The organism is Silicimonas algicola, assembly GCF_003148765.1.
In the GTDB taxonomy this organism is placed as follows: domain Bacteria; phylum Pseudomonadota; class Alphaproteobacteria; order Rhodobacterales; family Rhodobacteraceae; genus Silicimonas; species Silicimonas algicola.
In genome coordinates, this window is sequence record NZ_QGGV01000008.1 from 19,800 (window position 1) to 33,614 (window position 13,815).

Genomic DNA, 13,815 nt, shown 5'->3' on the forward strand with positions numbered 1-13,815 from the left:
CTAGCGATTAGTCGTCATAAGTGCATTCCCACGGCTTGGGCCGCGTCGGCAACCTGAATGGTGATCCGCGACCGCGACGACGGTGTCAGCCCGAGCTCCGCCATGTAGCGCGCCATCAGCTCCATCTGCTTGTTGGCGACCGAGAGCCAGGGCGACTGCTGCACGTAGCCCGAGGGGGTCTTCAGGAGCATCGGCGTCTTCTGGAGCTGTTCCTCGGCCTCCACCCAGCGCTCCCAGGCCTGGCAGTAGGCCGCGAAGGCGGCGCGGTCCGCCACGGTCAGGATGCCGAGCTTGTGGAGCGGCGAAGCATTCAGCCGACTTGCGTGTGTGCTATCATCTCTTCGAAGACGTCCAAAAACCCTGGATCGTAGGCCTCATCGACGTGGTTGTTATTCCAGAGCCCCGACCTGCGTACTCGTTCGCGTCCGCTACGATGTCCAAGCCAATGGCTACTGGGCTGGTCTGACGTCGGCTCGACGTAGCTGCTCAGTAGGGCGATACTGTTACGTTCGAGGATACCCCGCCCACTCTCCCGACCGGGATCATCTGGAACGTCCACAAACAGCAAAGTCATTCCACCCAAGTACTCACTAACCTTCATTTCGTGCTCACGTTCTTTAGCGCGCAGTTCACCTGAGGCAGAGGACCCTTGCCCCCAGCTATCAACGGATAGTGATGCATCGCGGTTGAGAAGGGCCTCGCCCACGAGGAGTCTGAAGATGGAGCCACGGTGGTTGCCGCCTGGGGGGCTGGTTGTGCCGCGGTGCTGGCCGAGTCTCTTCCAGAGTGTCGTGCGCGATTTCGAAGTCAGTGCGTGCGTGCCCACTCGCACGACGCGATAGTCGGTGGATGCGGCATCGCGGTGTTCTCCAGGCTCGAAAAAGAAGTAGACCCCACGCCGCGGCCAATGCAGCCGTCCATGGCATTCGGCCAAGCGGCGCCGCCCTCCAACCCGAGCCTCGAGATCATCGAGCAGCCAGTAGAAGGTGTCGAGGTCAGACTGACGTGGCATTTTTCAACCATCTCAACTGTTGCCCGATCTTGAGCCCTTCCATCGGGACAACGACGTTGCGAAACCGCTCGCGCAGATACGGCATCAGGTTCGCGCGATAGCGGCTTCCCGCCAACACCACGACCTCGTCGGCTTCAGGAAGCTTCTCGTCCATCTGCCTCTGCACACGACGACTCCACTCTTGCCGCTCCGCCGAAGACATGGCGTTCAGGGTCCGCTCGTATGGAGCGATTATCCGATCAGGTGAAAGGAGACCATGTTCGGCCGACAGGATGAACCAAGGCTCGCGGCTCGATTCAACCAGACGGCGCGCCTTGACGAACCAGGACGATGTATAAAGTTCTGCCGCTGGCGTTGGCTCTGGTCTTTTCCCAGCCACGCAAGACACCAGAAAAACTCGCTCCATATGAACACCTCGATCACGGATGTCCCCACGTGCACCCGACATAGGACTAAGGCGATGCAACCTCCATCGCCAGCACTTAAGACGACGCGCGAGCCTCATCTCATTATTCGACACCGCCACACGCGACGACAGGCTCCGAGGGGGGCTGGTGCTCAATCATCATCCGGCGTCCATTCCCAGGGCTTCGGCCGCGTCGGCAGCTGGATGGTGATCCGCGACCGCGACGACGGCGTCAGGCCCATCTCCGCCATGAGCCGGGTCATGAGCTCGACCTGCTTGTTCGAGATCGTGAGCCAGGGCGACTGCTGCACGTAGCCCGCAGGCGTCTTTAGCAGCATCGGCGTCTCAGAGAGCTTCTTCTCCGCCTCGACCCAGCGGCCGTAGGCCTGGCAGTAGCTCGCGAGCACGGTCCGGTCGATCTGCGTCAGGAGCCCGATCGCGTTCAGCGAGGCGGCAAGGCGCTTCCACTCGGCCTTGGCCGTGGGCGAGAGGTGAGCGGGACAGGTCGGGCGCTCGTGCACGGGCTTTGGCTCGCGTGCGTTCGGCGACCGCTTGCCGGGGTTGCCGTCGATCAGCTTCAGCGCCGTGGGCTTGGGTCTGCGGCCTCTCATGCAGCGCTTCCTGCAAGCTTCGGCTTGGTGACCCCGAGTTGGTCGACCGTTTTCGCAGGCGACACTGCCTCGGACGGGCAACTTTCCCCAATTATCTGCGGTTCCATCGTCCGAACCTTACGGGGATACCCCCCTGCCAATTTCGCGTTTATGGTAGGTCGGGGACGGTGGAGGCGACTGTGCTCCTAGAGTTTTGACCCGCCCCCCCCTCAGGTGAGAGCCTACGGGCAGAGCCAACTGTCGACCGAGTGCCGCGCAGTCACTGGTGCTTGCTAGATCGGTGACTTAGGCGGGGGGGGAGAATAAAGTTCTCAACGCATGAACCGCCTGACCGGCGTGGGAGTGGAACGATCATAAACCGTAACAAAAAAAGTTTTTGCCCCGAGAAAAAGTTCGGAGACGGGGGATCGCCGGATGCGCCTGAACCGACAACAGCGCAGGGCCGTCAAGAGCCTGTCACGGGGCAAGAGCCTCGGCGAGACGTACGTCTTGGCCCAAGCGGCCGTGAACCTGAGCCTGGGCGCGCCGATGATGCCAGAAGAGGCAGAGAGGGCCGAAGCCATCGCCCGGCACCACCTGGGCCGATCCTGGTTCCATGGTGGCCCCAGCGGCTTCTGCGAGGGCTTCACGTTGCTGCCGGCCGGGCAGACGGGCGCGAACCCACGGCGGCACGTAAGAGGCCACGCTGAAGATCGAAGGCGTTGGGTTTTCATCGCCAGCGATTACGAGACCGCGGCGAAGTACGCGGCCCGGATCGGCGGCACCGTGTACGAGGTTGAACCTGTCGGGCCGGTCTATGCGGACCTCGAGGAATTCAGATCGGCGCTCATGGTGGTGGAACAGCACCTGGAGCAGAATCCGAGACTCGCGGCGCTGGTGTCCGTCCTGTCGCAGGATGAGCAGGACGCCGAGCTCGCGAAGCGTATCACGCAGTATTGCTGCGGGTCGGCGAAGGTGGTGAGCGTGGCGGCGGAGGTGGGATGATCCGGGCGGCCGCGTCGGCAACGATATAGGAACGGCGGAGCCGGCCGCCCGGAGGGACAGAAGGGGTATGTGTTTCGGTCCCGGTGAGAAAGTAGTGCTGGTGGACCGACAGGCAAGGTCGCAGGAGGGGGATCCCCGCTCAGGCGCATTGTTGCCAGAGTCGCGCCTAACTGTCGCCGCCTTGGACTGCTTTTCTTGGAGAAGTGCAGAACCGAGCGGTCCCCTCTGATCGGTTACGGGGCGCAGGGCGTAGGTGAGTCCGCCTTGCGCCCCACCTGACCCTCACTTCCTCGGCGGCTTGATGTTTAGGTCCACGGCTTCCTCGGAGTGACCCGGGCGGCCGCACTACCAGCACGGAATGCAGACCGCCCGGAGGGACGGAGAGCGCATCGTCCCGATTAAGACCCTAGGCCGCGAACTGGGCTGAGCAAGGCGCAAGGTGCCTTTCCGCTCAGTCGCATTGTTGACAGAATTGAGCCTAATTCGTGCCGCGGAGCGGGATCATTGACGGACATGCTGCACCGAACATTTTCCCTCGGTTCAACTCGGGGCGCAGGGCATGTCTCCAACCACGCCTTGCGCCCCACCTGACCCTCACTTCCTCGGCGGCTTTATGATCCTATCGACGGCTTCCTCAGGATAACCGAGGATCTTCGCCGCTTCCCTCAGAAGGCCGATGCCGGTGTATGACAAACGGAGCTCGGTTTGGTCGCGCCAGATGCCTTCCGCCCACTGGCGGCGCCCTTCCTTCGGGATCAGGTCATACTTGGAGCCCTTGCGGCCGCGGCGGTCAGGCATTGGCGTCTTCGGGACGACGCAGATTCCTAATGGCAGACCAAGTTTTGATCGCTTGGCCGAGAAGGCGGTCCACGGCATGCAAGGCCTCGTCAACGTCTTCCATGCTGATCGGGAGTGAATATGACTTCCAATCTGGATGCTTCCTTGTTCCGAAGTTCCTGAAGTACTCACACTCAAACAGGCCGTCAGGGCGCGCCTTCCAAGCGCCGTGGACCGCCATATGCCGCCCGCTGATGGTGTCATCTATTTCATCAAGAATTTCGGTGACTTGCTCCGCAAACGGGACCTTGCCCGAGGCAATCGAAGCTCTCAGGCCATCACGAAGATCCTGCGTCACCTTTCTATTTTGCAGGACAACGTTTGCTTGATCCGGATCCGACACGTCGTAGTCCTCGGCATCAATCCATATGAGCCACAGCATCTTCTCTAAATGTGCTGCGGTTTGGACGTACTGACCTTGCTTTAACAAAAAGTCTGCCGGCATCACGCTGCTGATCCAAAGCTGCTCCTGAGTCACCGCAGCCTCACGCCCGGCCCGCCGCCGTTCTGCGGGATGAACTCGACGCCGGCGGCTTCGAATGCGGCGCGGATGGCAGTCATGACCGCGGCCGCCGCCTGCGGCTTCCCTGAGCCCTCGGCACGCTTGACGCTCATGGACGAAACACCCGCGGCGTGTGCCAACGTTTCCTGAGAGAAGCCGAGCAGTCCCCGTGCCGCCCGTATCTGTGCCGGCGTGATATTCTTCGCTTGTTCCAATTTAGAACATCCGCTATTGTTCTGTTTGGGAACATTAACCCACAACGGAGGAACCGCGCAATGACTAAGACGCTCAACGAATGCCGAGTGGCCGCCACTCACCTGGCCGGCCTGATCGAAGGGCTGGCCCTCATGCACAACGAAACCAACGCGAAGATTTGGGGCGACGCCATCGTGTCGACGACCGAAATCGCAGCGAAACTTTCCAAGGAGCTAATGATCGACTTGGACATCGTGAAAGGAGACCACGCAATGACCGAGAACACCTATCCCCGCGCTGAAGACGATGCCGAGCGCGCGCTCTATGACATCGAATGCCTCTGCCGCGTCGGGGTTGCGGCAAGCAACACAACCCTAGACGCGGATTCGCTGTTGTTCAGCATGGACACCCTTTGAGGCTGTCCTCGCGCGCGCGCAGGCCGGCGGCGAACTTCTCGAGGCCGAGAGGAAGGCGAAGCCGGAGGCTGCAACATGAGCCTCCTGGACGCCCAAGACGAGACGGCCGCACTTATCGACATCGTCGGCGCCGTCGACCAGCTCATCGACTCCCCCGGCCATGGCTTCGCGGTGCGGGCGCTGCTGGCCGAGGCGCGGGATCGGCTGGCAGGGCTGAAGCAAGCGCTCGACGTGACTGGCGGTAGGTTGGAAGGTGCCAAAACCCCAGAACAGAAAGTTCTAGAATAACAATTGCTTACCCAAGTAATTGGCGGAAGGGGTGGGATTCGAACCCACGGATGCTTGCACATCGCCGGTTTTCAAGACCGGTGCAATCGACCACTCTGCCACCCTTCCACAATACTCCCGCACAAGTTTTCTACACCTGTGCCTTCCGCCTCTCGGCCCCACATCCGCATGTGAGACTGGCAGGATCGGCGCCTGTGCGGGGTCTTTTCCGTCCGAACCTGCCTAGTGGGCACGGCGCGATTCTGAAAGCGGGCATGTGGGCGCGGCTTTGCGCCGCCCGGGCATCTTCCCTTTTCTTGCACCCCGCTTGCGAGTAGACTTCGTCGAAAATGGCGTCCTGACGCCGCAGAAAACGGCCTTGGCGGGGCAATGGAGCAGAAGATGAACAGGTTTGTGCGATCCGGGGCGATCTCTGCGACCCTCGTCCTTGCGCTGGCGGGCTGCGAGCAGGGCCTGGGTGGACGCGATGCGGGAACGACGATGGCTGCCGCGGTTCCGACCGTGACGCGGCCAGGGTCTCGCGATGTCGAGCGGCCGGACATCTTCCAGACCACGGAAGAGGCGCTCTGGGACGGGCGACCGTCGCTTGGCGGGGTCTGGGTGGCGCATCCCGACGTCAAGGAGCCCGAGCGGGCGATCCTGACGAACGTCTCGAACGGACAGTCGGTGCCGGGCGCCCTGTTCCGGCGCGAGCGTGAAAACCCGGGGCCGCGCATCCAGCTCTCGTCGGACGCAGCGTCGGCACTGGCCATCCTCGCCGGTCAGCCGACCGAGGTCTCGATCATGGTCGTACGTCCCGAGGAGATCGAAGCCGCGCCCGAGCCGTTGCCGATCGCCGAGGAAACGCCGGGCGAAGCCGCCCCGACCGACTCCGCGACCGCCGACGATGCGGCCATGGCCGCAGCCGCCGGAGCCGCGGCGACCACCAGCACCACGCGCAAGCCTAATTTCCTGCAGCGCATCTTCGGGCGCAAGCAGCCGCCAGAGCCCACCGTCGCGGTCGATCCCGACCTCGCCCCCGCCGCGGACGCGTCGGTGCCCGGCGTCGAGACCGCGCCGCTCGACCCGGTCGCGGCCACGGCCGCCGCCGCGATAGACGCCGCCGAGGCCGAGAACGCGCCTGTCGCAAGGCCGGCGGACGGCCCTGCGCCGCAGCCTGCCGCGGCCCCTCCTCCCGCCCCGTCCGCGATCAAGAACCCCTATGTCCAGGTCGGTCTCTTCAGCGTCGAGGCCAATGCCAACACGGCAGCCGAGGCGCTTCGTCGAGAGGGCATCCTGCCCGCAGTCGCCCCGAAGACCTCGAACGGCAAGACGCTCTGGCGCGTCGTGGTCGGGCCGGTCTCGACGGCCGACGACCAGGCCGCCCTGCTCGCTCAAATCAAGCGCATGGGATACAAGGACGCCTTCCTGACCGCCCAGTAAGATCACCCTTCCGGAGGACAGCTCATGTTCCGCCCCCTGGCCACCTTCGCCGTATTCGTCCTCGTCTCGGCTTGTGCGACGAGCGCGCCCGTCCCTGCGCGCGCCGAGTACGAGACGCAGGCGACGGCCTCGTACATGTACGACATCACCACCGACACGGTCCTCGTCGAGAAGAACGCCGACGAGCCGCTGCCGCCCGCCTCGATGTCGAAGCTGATGACGCTCTACATGCTGTTCGAGGCGCTCCGCGACGGACGCGTCACGATGGACACGACGTTCAGCGTTTCGACACGCGCCCGCGAGATGGGCGGCTCGACGATGTTTCTGGACGAAACCGACCGTCCGCGCGTCGAAGACCTGATCAAGGGCATCATCGTGCAGTCCGGCAACGACGCCTGCGTGGTCGTTGCCGAGGGCCTGGCTGGCACCGAAGACGCCTTCGCCCGCCAGATGAATGCGCGCGCGCCCGAGATCGGTCTGACGAACTCGACCTTCACCAACGCGTCCGGATGGCCCGATCCGAACCACCGCATGTCGGTGCGTGATCTCGGCCGCGTGGCCACTCTGCTGATCACCGAGTTTCCCGAGTACTATGGGTTCTTCGCCCTCGAGGAGTACGACTTCGACGGACGCTCGCCCTCGAACCGCTTCAACCGGAACCCGATCCTGGGGCTTGGCCTCGGCGCGGACGGGCTCAAGACGGGCCACACCGAGGAAGCCGGCTATGGCCTCGTGGGCTCGGCCAAGCAGGGTGACCGCCGGATCGTCTTCGTCTTCTCGGGCCTGAGCAGCATGGCCGAACGCCGGCAGGAGGCCGAGGCGATGATCAACTGGGGCTTCCGTCAGTTCGTGCCGAAGAACCTCGCCAAGTCGGGGGCCGTCGTGACCGAAGTGCCGGTGTGGATGGGCAACTTCGAGCGCGTCAACGCCATCGCGCGCGAGGACATCACGCTTCTGGTTCCGGCGATCGGGCAGGACAGCCTTCAGACCCGCGTCGAGTTCCGCAGCCCTATCGAAGCGCCGATCGAGGAGGGCGGACAGGTCGCCGAACTGGTCATCACCGCGCCCGACATGCCCGAGAAGAGAATCCCCCTCGTATCGGACCGCGCCGTCACGCGCGGAGGCTTCCTGCCTCGCGTGCGCGCCTCGTCCTACGTGCTGTTTGACAAGGCCAAGGGTCAGGTGCAAAGCCTGATGGAATGACGCGCGGGCGGTTCATCACATTCGAAGGCATCGACGGTTCGGGAAAATCCACGCAGGCAAGGCTGTTGGCCGCCTACCTGCGCTCGAAGGGCATCGAGGTCGTCCTGACGCGCGAGCCCGGCGGGTCGCCGGGAGCCGAGGAGATCAGGCGCCTTCTCGTCGAGGGCAATCCTGACCGCTGGTCAGCCGAGACCGAGATCCTGCTCTTTACCGCCGCCCGTCGCGACCACCTCGAAAAGACCATACGCCCGGCGCTCGAACGCGGCTCGACCGTCATCTCGGACCGCTTCGCGGACTCGACGCGGGTGTATCAGGGCGCGGCGCGGGGCGAGCTTCGCGGCCTTGTCGACCGCCTGCACGAGGCCGTCATCGGGATCGAACCGGACCTGACGCTCATCATCGACATGGACCCCTCGCGCGCGCTTGAACGGGGTCTTGCCCGGAAGAGCGGCGAAGACCGTTTCGAGGAGATGGGAGAGGGCTTCCAGCACCGTCTCCGCGACGGTTTTCACAGGCTGGCGCAGGACTTTCCGGGCCGCTGCCATCTTGTCGACGGTCAGCGCGATCCCGACAGCATCGCCGCAGAGGTTGCCCGGATCGCGGACGCCGCTCTATGAGCGACGACCTTCCGGCCGAAGCGGATCGCGCGGATGGCGCGCCCCACCCGCGCGAGACCGCTCACCTTTTCGGACAGGGTGACGCGGAGGCCGCGTTTCTCGAGGCCGTCGCGCAGGACCGGCTGCATCACGCCTGGCTTCTGACGGGGCCCAAGGGCGTCGGGAAGGCGACCCTCGCGTGGCGGCTGGCGCGTTTCCTTCTGGCCGAGGCTCCTGCCGACGCCGGCTTCTTCGGCGACGCGCCCCCTACCCCCACGTCTCTGGACATCCCGCGGGACCATCCCGTCGCGCGACGCATTGCGGCCCTGTCCGAACCGGGCCTCCTCTTGATCCGCCGCGCCTGGGACAGCGACCGCAAGAAGCTGAAGTCGCAGATCACCGTCGACGAGGTGCGGAAACTGAACGAGTTCTTCGGCCTCACCGCGACGGATGGCGGACGGCGCATCGTCATCGTGGATGCAGCGGACGAGTTGAACCCCTCGGCCGCGAATGCGCTTCTGAAGGTTCTCGAGGAACCGCCCAAGCGGGCGGTCCTGATCCTCGTCAGCCACCAGCCTGCCCGTCTCCTTCCGACGATCCGGTCGCGCTGCCGGACGCTGCGGCTTGGCGAGGTCGGGCCCGAGGACATGGCGCGGGCCCTGTCGCAGGCCGGAGTGACGCCCGAGGACGGGCTGGCTCTGAGCGAGCTTGCCCAAGGCTCGGTCGGCGAGGCGATCCGGCTTCTCTCGCAGGACGGGCCGGGCTTGTATGCAACGATCGTGAGGCTGATCTCGGGTGGTCCCCGGATGGACCGTCAGGCCTTGCGCGCCTTTGCAGAGAACGTGACCGTCCGCGGGGCAGAGGAACGCCAGGACCTTGCCGTCCGACTTCTCAACCTCGCCCTGGTTAGGCTTGCGCGGACCGGCGCGGGCCGACCTCCCCTCGCCGAGGCCGCACCGGGCGAGATCGAGGCTTGGCGCCGCCTCGCGCCCGATGCTGGCCGCGCGCAGGTCTGGGCGACGCTTCAGCAGGAGTTGTCGTCGCGCATCGCGCACGGCCGGGCCGTGAACATCGACGCGCAAAGTCTTCTGACCGACGCCTTTCTCCGCATCGACGAGGCCGCGCGCGACTGACCCCGCCTTGACCCTTCCCGCGGGCTGCCCGATACGGGAGCCATGACCGACGCGACCCCCATCACGGACAGCCATTGCCATCTCGATTTCCCCCAGTTCGAGAGTGAGGTCGAGGCGCTGGTTTCGCGTGCGAAACAGCGGGGCGTCCATCGCATGGTGACCATCTGCACGAAGCTCGGGAAGGAACCCGAGGTCCGCGCCCTGGCCGAGACCCACCCCGGGGTGTTCTACGCCGCCGGCATCCATCCTATGTCCGCACATGAGCAGCCTGTGGTGACGGTCGAGCGGCTTGAGGAGATCGCCGGGCATCCGAAGATGGTCGGTATCGGCGAGACCGGGCTCGACTACCATTACACCGCCGAGACGAAGCCGATCCAGCAGGAGAGCCTGCGCGTCCATATCGAGGCTGCCCGCCGTACGGGCCTGCCGCTCATCATCCACGCCCGGGACGCCGACGACGACATGGCCCGGATCCTCGGCGAGGAGCACCGCGCCGGCGCCTATGCCTGCGTCATGCACTGCTTCTCGTCCGGTCGGGCGCTGGCCGAGGCGGCACTCGAACTTGGCTTCTACCTGTCCATCTCGGGGATCGCCGCCTTCCCGAAAAGCACCGAGTTGCGCGCCATCTTTGCGGATGCGCCGCTGGACCGGGTGCTGGTCGAGACGGACGCCCCCTACCTCGCGCCGCCGCCGAACCGGGGCAAGCGCAACGAACCTGCCTACGTCGTCGACACCGCGAAGGTCGGCGCCCAGATCTTTGGGCTCTCCTACGCGGATTTCGCCCGCGCGACCGAAGCGAACTTCGAGCGTCTTTTCTCCAAGGCTGCGGAATGGCGGAGCTGACCTTCACCATCCTCGGCTGCGGCTCGTCGGGCGGAGTGCCGCGGCTTGGCGGTCTCTGGGGTGCCTGCGATCCCGACGAGCCGCGAAACCGCCGCCGCCGCTGCTCGCTTCTTGTCGAGCGGACCGAGGGCGACGCCGTGACGCGCGTCCTGATCGACACCTCGCCCGACATGCGCCAGCAGCTTCTGGATGCGGGCGTCGGTCGCCTCGACGCGGTCGTCTTCACGCACGGCCACGCCGACCATGTTCACGGCATCGACGACCTGCGGATGATCGTCTTCAACACGCGCCAGCGCCTGCCGGTCTGGGCCGACGGGCCGACGCAGGAGAGGCTCTACTCGGGCTTCGGCTATGCCTTCATCCAGCCCGAGGGATCGCCCTATCCGTCGATCCTCGACATGCACACGATCAAGGGCGACGTGACCGTCGGCGGTCCCGGCGGAGACATCGTCTTCCATCCCTTCCGCGTCGGGCATGGCTCCATCGACGCACTCGGCTTCCGCATCGGCGGCCTCGCGTACCTACCCGACGTGGTCGAGATCTACGATGCGGCCTGGTCGTCGCTTCAGAACCTCGACATCTTCATCGTGGACGCGCTGCGCCGCACGCCCCATCCGACCCACGCGCATCTCGACATGACGCTCGGCTGGATCGAGAAGGTGCAGCCGAAGCGCGCCATCCTGACCAACATGCACATCGACCTGGACTACAGGACCATCCTCGACGAGACGCCCGACCACGTCGTGCCCGCCTACGACGGGATGCGCCTGAGCCTGCCGGGCTGATCGGGTGCAGGCCCTTCTGGACGTCATCCTCCCCGTCTTCCTGGTGATCGGCGGAGGCTATGTCGCAGTCTGGAAAGGCTATTTCTCGGATGCGGGCGTGGACGCCCTGATGAAGTTCAGCCAGGGCTTCGCGATCCCCTGCCTTCTGTTCCGCGCGATTTCGACGCTCGACCTCGGCGCGGACTTCAACCTGCCGCTTCTCTTCAGCTTCTATATCGGCGCGGTGACGGGCTTCTTCGCCGCCCTGACCGGCGCGCGGTTCATCTTTCGCCGAAACTGGACGGACTCCGTCGCGATCGGTTTCTGCGGCCTCTTCTCGAACTCGGTCCTCCTTGGCCTGCCGATCACCGAGCGCGCCTACGGGACCGAAGCGCTGGCCGGCAACTTTGCCATCATCGCGCTTCATCCGCCCATCTGCTATCTGATCGGCGTCACCGCAATGGAGATCGCGCGGGGCACCGGCGCAGGGCCCATTGGCACGGCGCGGAACGTGATCTGGGCGATGTTCCACAATTCGTTGATCGTGGGCATCTCGCTTGGGCTTATCGTGAACCTGAGCGGAATGACGATGCCCGAGGTCATAACGGACGGCGTCGATCTTCTGGCCCGCGCAGCCCTGCCCTCGGCCCTCTTCGGGCTTGGCGGCGTCCTCTATCGCTACCGTCCCGAGGGTGACCTCAAGACCATCGCCATGGTCTGCGTGATCTCGCTGGTGCTGCATCCGGCGGTATCCTTCACCACCGCCACGCTTCTCGATCTGGACCGCGACGCCTTCCGCTCGGTCGTGCTGACGGCGGCCATGGCGCCGGGCGTCAACACGTATCTCTTCGCCAACATGTACGGCGCGGCGCGGCGGGTCGCGGCCTCGTCCGTCCTGATTTCGACCGGCTTGTCGATCGGAACGGTGTGGCTCTGGCTGCTTGTCATCCCCTGAACGCCGCCACGCATCGGATGGGATTGAGTCCTTTTGGCGACATATGTGTCCCGATGGTTCACGCGTCCGGAACATTAACCGAAATGATACCCCGGTTGTGCCCATACTCGGTCACAAAGAAGGGTTCCCCTAGCGTAAGGAAATATGGAGCAGACTGATGAAAGTGGTTTCGTTTCCAGCCGCGCCGACACAGACGCAAAAGGCCACCAGGCGGCCGGCCCGCCCGATGACCCTCTTCCTTCACGTCCGGCGTTCGACGCTGATCATGCACATCGCAGACAGCCGCGCCGACGACACATCGGGCCGGGCCGAGGCGAAGTAGACTTCGCTCAAGCCTTCTGGACGAACCGGTTGACCAGGTTCTCCAGCCTTTCCTGTCGTCCCGAACGCGGCTCCGGTTGCAGGTCCTCGGACAGGACCATCTCGGTGATCTCTTCCAGCGACGACGACATCAGCTTCTTGCCGCGATCGCTGTCCCAGCCCGCATAGCGCTCGCGCCGTGCCGCTTCGAGCGAGCCATCCTCCAGCATAGCCGCCGCCGCCTTCAGCCCTTGGGCGCAAACATCCATCGCCCCCACATGCGCGAGGATCAGGTCTTCGGGGTCGAGAGACTGGCGCCGGAGCTTCGAGTCGAAGTTGGTGCCGCCGGTCTGGAAGCCGCCCGCCTTAAGGATCTCGTAATAGACCATCGCCACTTCCGGCACGTTGTTCGGAAACTGGTCGGTGTCCCAGCCGGACTGGTAGTCGTTGCGGTTCATGTCGATCGAGCCGAAGACACCCAGGCTCATCGCAAGTGCCACCTCGTGTTCGAAGGTGTGTCCTGCGAGGATCGCGTGTCCCTGCTCGATGTTCAGCTTCACCTCGTCTTCGAGTCCGTAGCGCTTGAGGAAGGCGTAGCAGGCGGCGACGTCGTAGTCGTACTGATGCTTCGTCGGCTCCTGAGGCTTCGGCTCGACAAGGATCGTGCCCTTGAAGCCGGTCTTGTGCTTGTAGTCGACGACCATCGACAGCATCCGCGCCATCTGGTCGGCTTCGCGGCCGAGGTCGGTGTTCAGGAGCGTCTCATAACCTTCGCGACCGCCCCAGAGGACGTAGTTCTCGCCGTTCAGCTTGCGCGTGGCGTCCATGTTCGCCTTGATGGTCGCGGCGGCGTAGGCAAAGACGTCCGGGTCGGGGTTGGTGGACGCGCCCGACATGAAGCGGCGGTGTGAGAATAGGTTTGCGGTGCCCCAGAGTAGCCGTGTGCCCGTCTCCTCCATCTTCCCGCCGATGTAGTCGGTGATGGCCTCGAGGTTCTTGGTGTTCTCGGCATAGCTCTCGACCTCGGGCCGGGCGTCGGCGTCGTGGAAGCAGAAGAACGGCTGGCCGAGGATACGGAACATCTCGAAGGCGACGTCGGCTTTCGTGCGCGCGTGATCCATGGTCGAGCCGAACCAGGGGCGGTCGAAGGTCCGTCCGCCGAAGGGGTCGCCGCCCTCCCATGCGAAGCTGTGCCAGTAGGCGACGGCGAATCGCAGGTGATCCTCCATCCGGCGACCGGCGACCTGTGCGTCCGGATCGTAGTGGCGGTAGGCGAAATCGTTCGACGTCTCGGGGCCTTCATAGGCGACAGACGGAATGTCCTTGAAAAACGACATGATAGCTCCAG

The 13,815-nt window shown here is 64.6% G+C and carries 18 protein-coding genes and 1 tRNA gene; 10 read left to right on the plus strand and 9 right to left on the minus strand.

Annotated elements, in window-relative coordinates:
• Positions 1-14: 14 nt before the first annotated feature.
• The 4 genes from C8D95_RS15720 to C8D95_RS15735 form a co-directional block, all read right to left on the minus strand.
• Positions 15-314, minus strand: coding sequence for a phage terminase small subunit P27 family (locus C8D95_RS15720; RefSeq protein WP_109760155.1), 300 nt, complete (start codon positions 312-314; stop codon positions 15-17).
• A complete protein-coding gene (locus C8D95_RS23035; protein ID WP_109760156.1) occupies positions 311-1,012 on the minus strand; it encodes a GIY-YIG domain-containing protein in 702 nt (233 codons plus the stop codon). Before C8D95_RS23035 ends, C8D95_RS15720 begins: the two co-directional genes overlap by 4 nt.
• Complete coding sequence (locus C8D95_RS15730) at positions 996-1,418, minus strand: DUF6884 domain-containing protein (RefSeq protein WP_109760157.1); 423 nt, start codon at positions 1,416-1,418, stop codon at positions 996-998. The genes C8D95_RS23035 and C8D95_RS15730 overlap by 17 nt, the downstream gene beginning before the upstream one ends.
• A 152-nt stretch (positions 1,419-1,570) precedes the next feature.
• Positions 1,571-2,029, minus strand: coding sequence for a phage terminase small subunit P27 family (locus C8D95_RS15735; protein WP_109760158.1), 459 nt, complete (start codon positions 2,027-2,029; stop codon positions 1,571-1,573).
• A 414-nt stretch (positions 2,030-2,443) separates the two neighbouring features.
• On the opposite strand from C8D95_RS15735, the gene C8D95_RS15740 reads away from it, so the two are divergent.
• On the plus strand, positions 2,444-3,013 hold the full coding sequence (locus C8D95_RS15740; protein ID WP_109760159.1) for a hypothetical protein: 570 nt from the start codon (positions 2,444-2,446) through the stop codon (positions 3,011-3,013).
• Between the two features lie 594 nt (positions 3,014-3,607).
• Here the strand turns inward: C8D95_RS15740 and C8D95_RS15745 are convergent.
• From C8D95_RS15745 to C8D95_RS22595, 3 genes are read right to left on the minus strand one after another with little or no spacing between them, the layout of a single operon-like run.
• Positions 3,608-3,811 carry a hypothetical protein gene (locus C8D95_RS15745; RefSeq protein WP_109760160.1) on the minus strand — a complete coding sequence of 68 codons (204 nt, stop codon included), beginning with the start codon at positions 3,809-3,811 and terminating at the stop codon, positions 3,608-3,610.
• Positions 3,804-4,328 carry a hypothetical protein gene (locus tag C8D95_RS15750; protein ID WP_109760161.1) on the minus strand — a complete coding sequence of 175 codons (525 nt, stop codon included), beginning with the start codon at positions 4,326-4,328 and terminating at the stop codon, positions 3,804-3,806. The genes C8D95_RS15745 and C8D95_RS15750 overlap by 8 nt, the downstream gene beginning before the upstream one ends.
• Entirely contained in the window at positions 4,325-4,465 is a 141-nt protein-coding gene (locus C8D95_RS22595) for a hypothetical protein (RefSeq protein WP_241239829.1), read from the minus strand. Before C8D95_RS22595 ends, C8D95_RS15750 begins: the two co-directional genes overlap by 4 nt.
• Before the next feature lie 162 nt (positions 4,466-4,627).
• On the opposite strand from C8D95_RS22595, the gene C8D95_RS15760 reads away from it, so the two are divergent.
• Positions 4,628-4,963, plus strand: a complete 336-nt coding sequence (locus C8D95_RS15760) for a hypothetical protein (RefSeq protein ID WP_109760162.1) — start codon at positions 4,628-4,630, stop codon at positions 4,961-4,963.
• Positions 4,964-5,038: 75 nt separating this feature from the next.
• Positions 5,039-5,251 carry a hypothetical protein gene (locus tag C8D95_RS15765; protein ID WP_109760163.1) on the plus strand — a complete coding sequence of 71 codons (213 nt, stop codon included), beginning with the start codon at positions 5,039-5,041 and terminating at the stop codon, positions 5,249-5,251.
• 20 nt (positions 5,252-5,271) lie between these two features.
• On the opposite strand, the gene C8D95_RS15770 is transcribed toward C8D95_RS15765, so the two are convergent.
• Positions 5,272-5,359, minus strand: a tRNA-Ser gene (locus C8D95_RS15770).
• 273 nt (positions 5,360-5,632) lie between these two features.
• Here C8D95_RS15770 and C8D95_RS15775 point away from each other — a divergent pair.
• The 7 genes from C8D95_RS15775 to C8D95_RS15805 are packed head-to-tail and all read left to right on the plus strand — an operon-like array spanning position 5,633 to position 12,167.
• Positions 5,633-6,673 carry an SPOR domain-containing protein gene (locus tag C8D95_RS15775; protein ID WP_241239828.1) on the plus strand — a complete coding sequence of 347 codons (1,041 nt, stop codon included), beginning with the start codon at positions 5,633-5,635 and terminating at the stop codon, positions 6,671-6,673.
• A 24-nt stretch (positions 6,674-6,697) separates the two neighbouring features.
• On the plus strand, positions 6,698-7,876 hold the full coding sequence (locus C8D95_RS15780) for a D-alanyl-D-alanine carboxypeptidase family protein (protein WP_109760165.1): 1,179 nt from the start codon (positions 6,698-6,700) through the stop codon (positions 7,874-7,876).
• Positions 7,873-8,493 carry a dTMP kinase gene (tmk, locus tag C8D95_RS15785; protein WP_109760166.1) on the plus strand — a complete coding sequence of 207 codons (621 nt, stop codon included), beginning with the start codon at positions 7,873-7,875 and terminating at the stop codon, positions 8,491-8,493. The genes C8D95_RS15780 and tmk overlap by 4 nt, the downstream gene beginning before the upstream one ends.
• Positions 8,490-9,605: a DNA polymerase III subunit delta' gene (locus C8D95_RS15790; RefSeq protein ID WP_109760167.1), complete on the plus strand. Its 1,116-nt coding sequence runs from the start codon at positions 8,490-8,492 to the stop codon at positions 9,603-9,605. Before tmk ends, C8D95_RS15790 begins: the two co-directional genes overlap by 4 nt.
• Positions 9,606-9,647: 42 nt before the next feature.
• On the plus strand, positions 9,648-10,448 hold the full coding sequence (locus C8D95_RS15795) for a TatD family hydrolase (RefSeq protein ID WP_109760168.1): 801 nt from the start codon (positions 9,648-9,650) through the stop codon (positions 10,446-10,448).
• On the plus strand, positions 10,436-11,233 hold the full coding sequence (locus tag C8D95_RS15800; protein WP_109760169.1) for an MBL fold metallo-hydrolase: 798 nt from the start codon (positions 10,436-10,438) through the stop codon (positions 11,231-11,233). The genes C8D95_RS15795 and C8D95_RS15800 overlap by 13 nt, the downstream gene beginning before the upstream one ends.
• A 4-nt stretch (positions 11,234-11,237) precedes the next feature.
• The gene (locus C8D95_RS15805) at positions 11,238-12,167 is read left to right on the plus strand and encodes an AEC family transporter (RefSeq protein ID WP_109760170.1); all 930 of its coding nucleotides are present in this window, start codon (positions 11,238-11,240) and stop codon (positions 12,165-12,167) included.
• A gap of 329 nt (positions 12,168-12,496) precedes the next feature.
• Here the strand turns inward: C8D95_RS15805 and xylA are convergent, their stop codons facing one another.
• Entirely contained in the window at positions 12,497-13,807 is a 1,311-nt protein-coding gene (xylA, locus tag C8D95_RS15810; protein WP_109760171.1) for a xylose isomerase, read from the minus strand.
• Positions 13,808-13,815 lie beyond the last annotated feature (8 nt).

Coding starts and splice junctions, on each gene's coding strand:
- tmk (WP_109760166.1), top strand. CDS start 7,873: ATGACGCGCGGGCGGTTCATCACATTCGAAGGCATCGACGGTTCGGGA.
- C8D95_RS15780 (WP_109760165.1), top strand. CDS start 6,698: ATGTTCCGCCCCCTGGCCACCTTCGCCGTATTCGTCCTCGTCTCGGCT.
- C8D95_RS23035 (WP_109760156.1), bottom strand. CDS start 1,012: ATGCCACGTCAGTCTGACCTCGACACCTTCTACTGGCTGCTCGATGAT.
- C8D95_RS15740 (WP_109760159.1), top strand. CDS start 2,444: ATGCGCCTGAACCGACAACAGCGCAGGGCCGTCAAGAGCCTGTCACGG.
- C8D95_RS15765 (WP_109760163.1), top strand. CDS start 5,039: ATGAGCCTCCTGGACGCCCAAGACGAGACGGCCGCACTTATCGACATC.
- C8D95_RS15760 (WP_109760162.1), top strand. CDS start 4,628: ATGACTAAGACGCTCAACGAATGCCGAGTGGCCGCCACTCACCTGGCC.
- C8D95_RS15745 (WP_109760160.1), bottom strand. CDS start 3,811: ATGCCTGACCGCCGCGGCCGCAAGGGCTCCAAGTATGACCTGATCCCG.
- C8D95_RS15730 (WP_109760157.1), bottom strand. CDS start 1,418: ATGGAGCGAGTTTTTCTGGTGTCTTGCGTGGCTGGGAAAAGACCAGAG.
- C8D95_RS15795 (WP_109760168.1), top strand. CDS start 9,648: ATGACCGACGCGACCCCCATCACGGACAGCCATTGCCATCTCGATTTC.
- C8D95_RS15775 (WP_241239828.1), top strand. CDS start 5,633: ATGAACAGGTTTGTGCGATCCGGGGCGATCTCTGCGACCCTCGTCCTT.
- C8D95_RS22595 (WP_241239829.1), bottom strand. CDS start 4,465: ATGAGCGTCAAGCGTGCCGAGGGCTCAGGGAAGCCGCAGGCGGCGGCC.
- C8D95_RS15735 (WP_109760158.1), bottom strand. CDS start 2,029: ATGAGAGGCCGCAGACCCAAGCCCACGGCGCTGAAGCTGATCGACGGC.
- C8D95_RS15790 (WP_109760167.1), top strand. CDS start 8,490: ATGAGCGACGACCTTCCGGCCGAAGCGGATCGCGCGGATGGCGCGCCC.
- C8D95_RS15800 (WP_109760169.1), top strand. CDS start 10,436: ATGGCGGAGCTGACCTTCACCATCCTCGGCTGCGGCTCGTCGGGCGGA.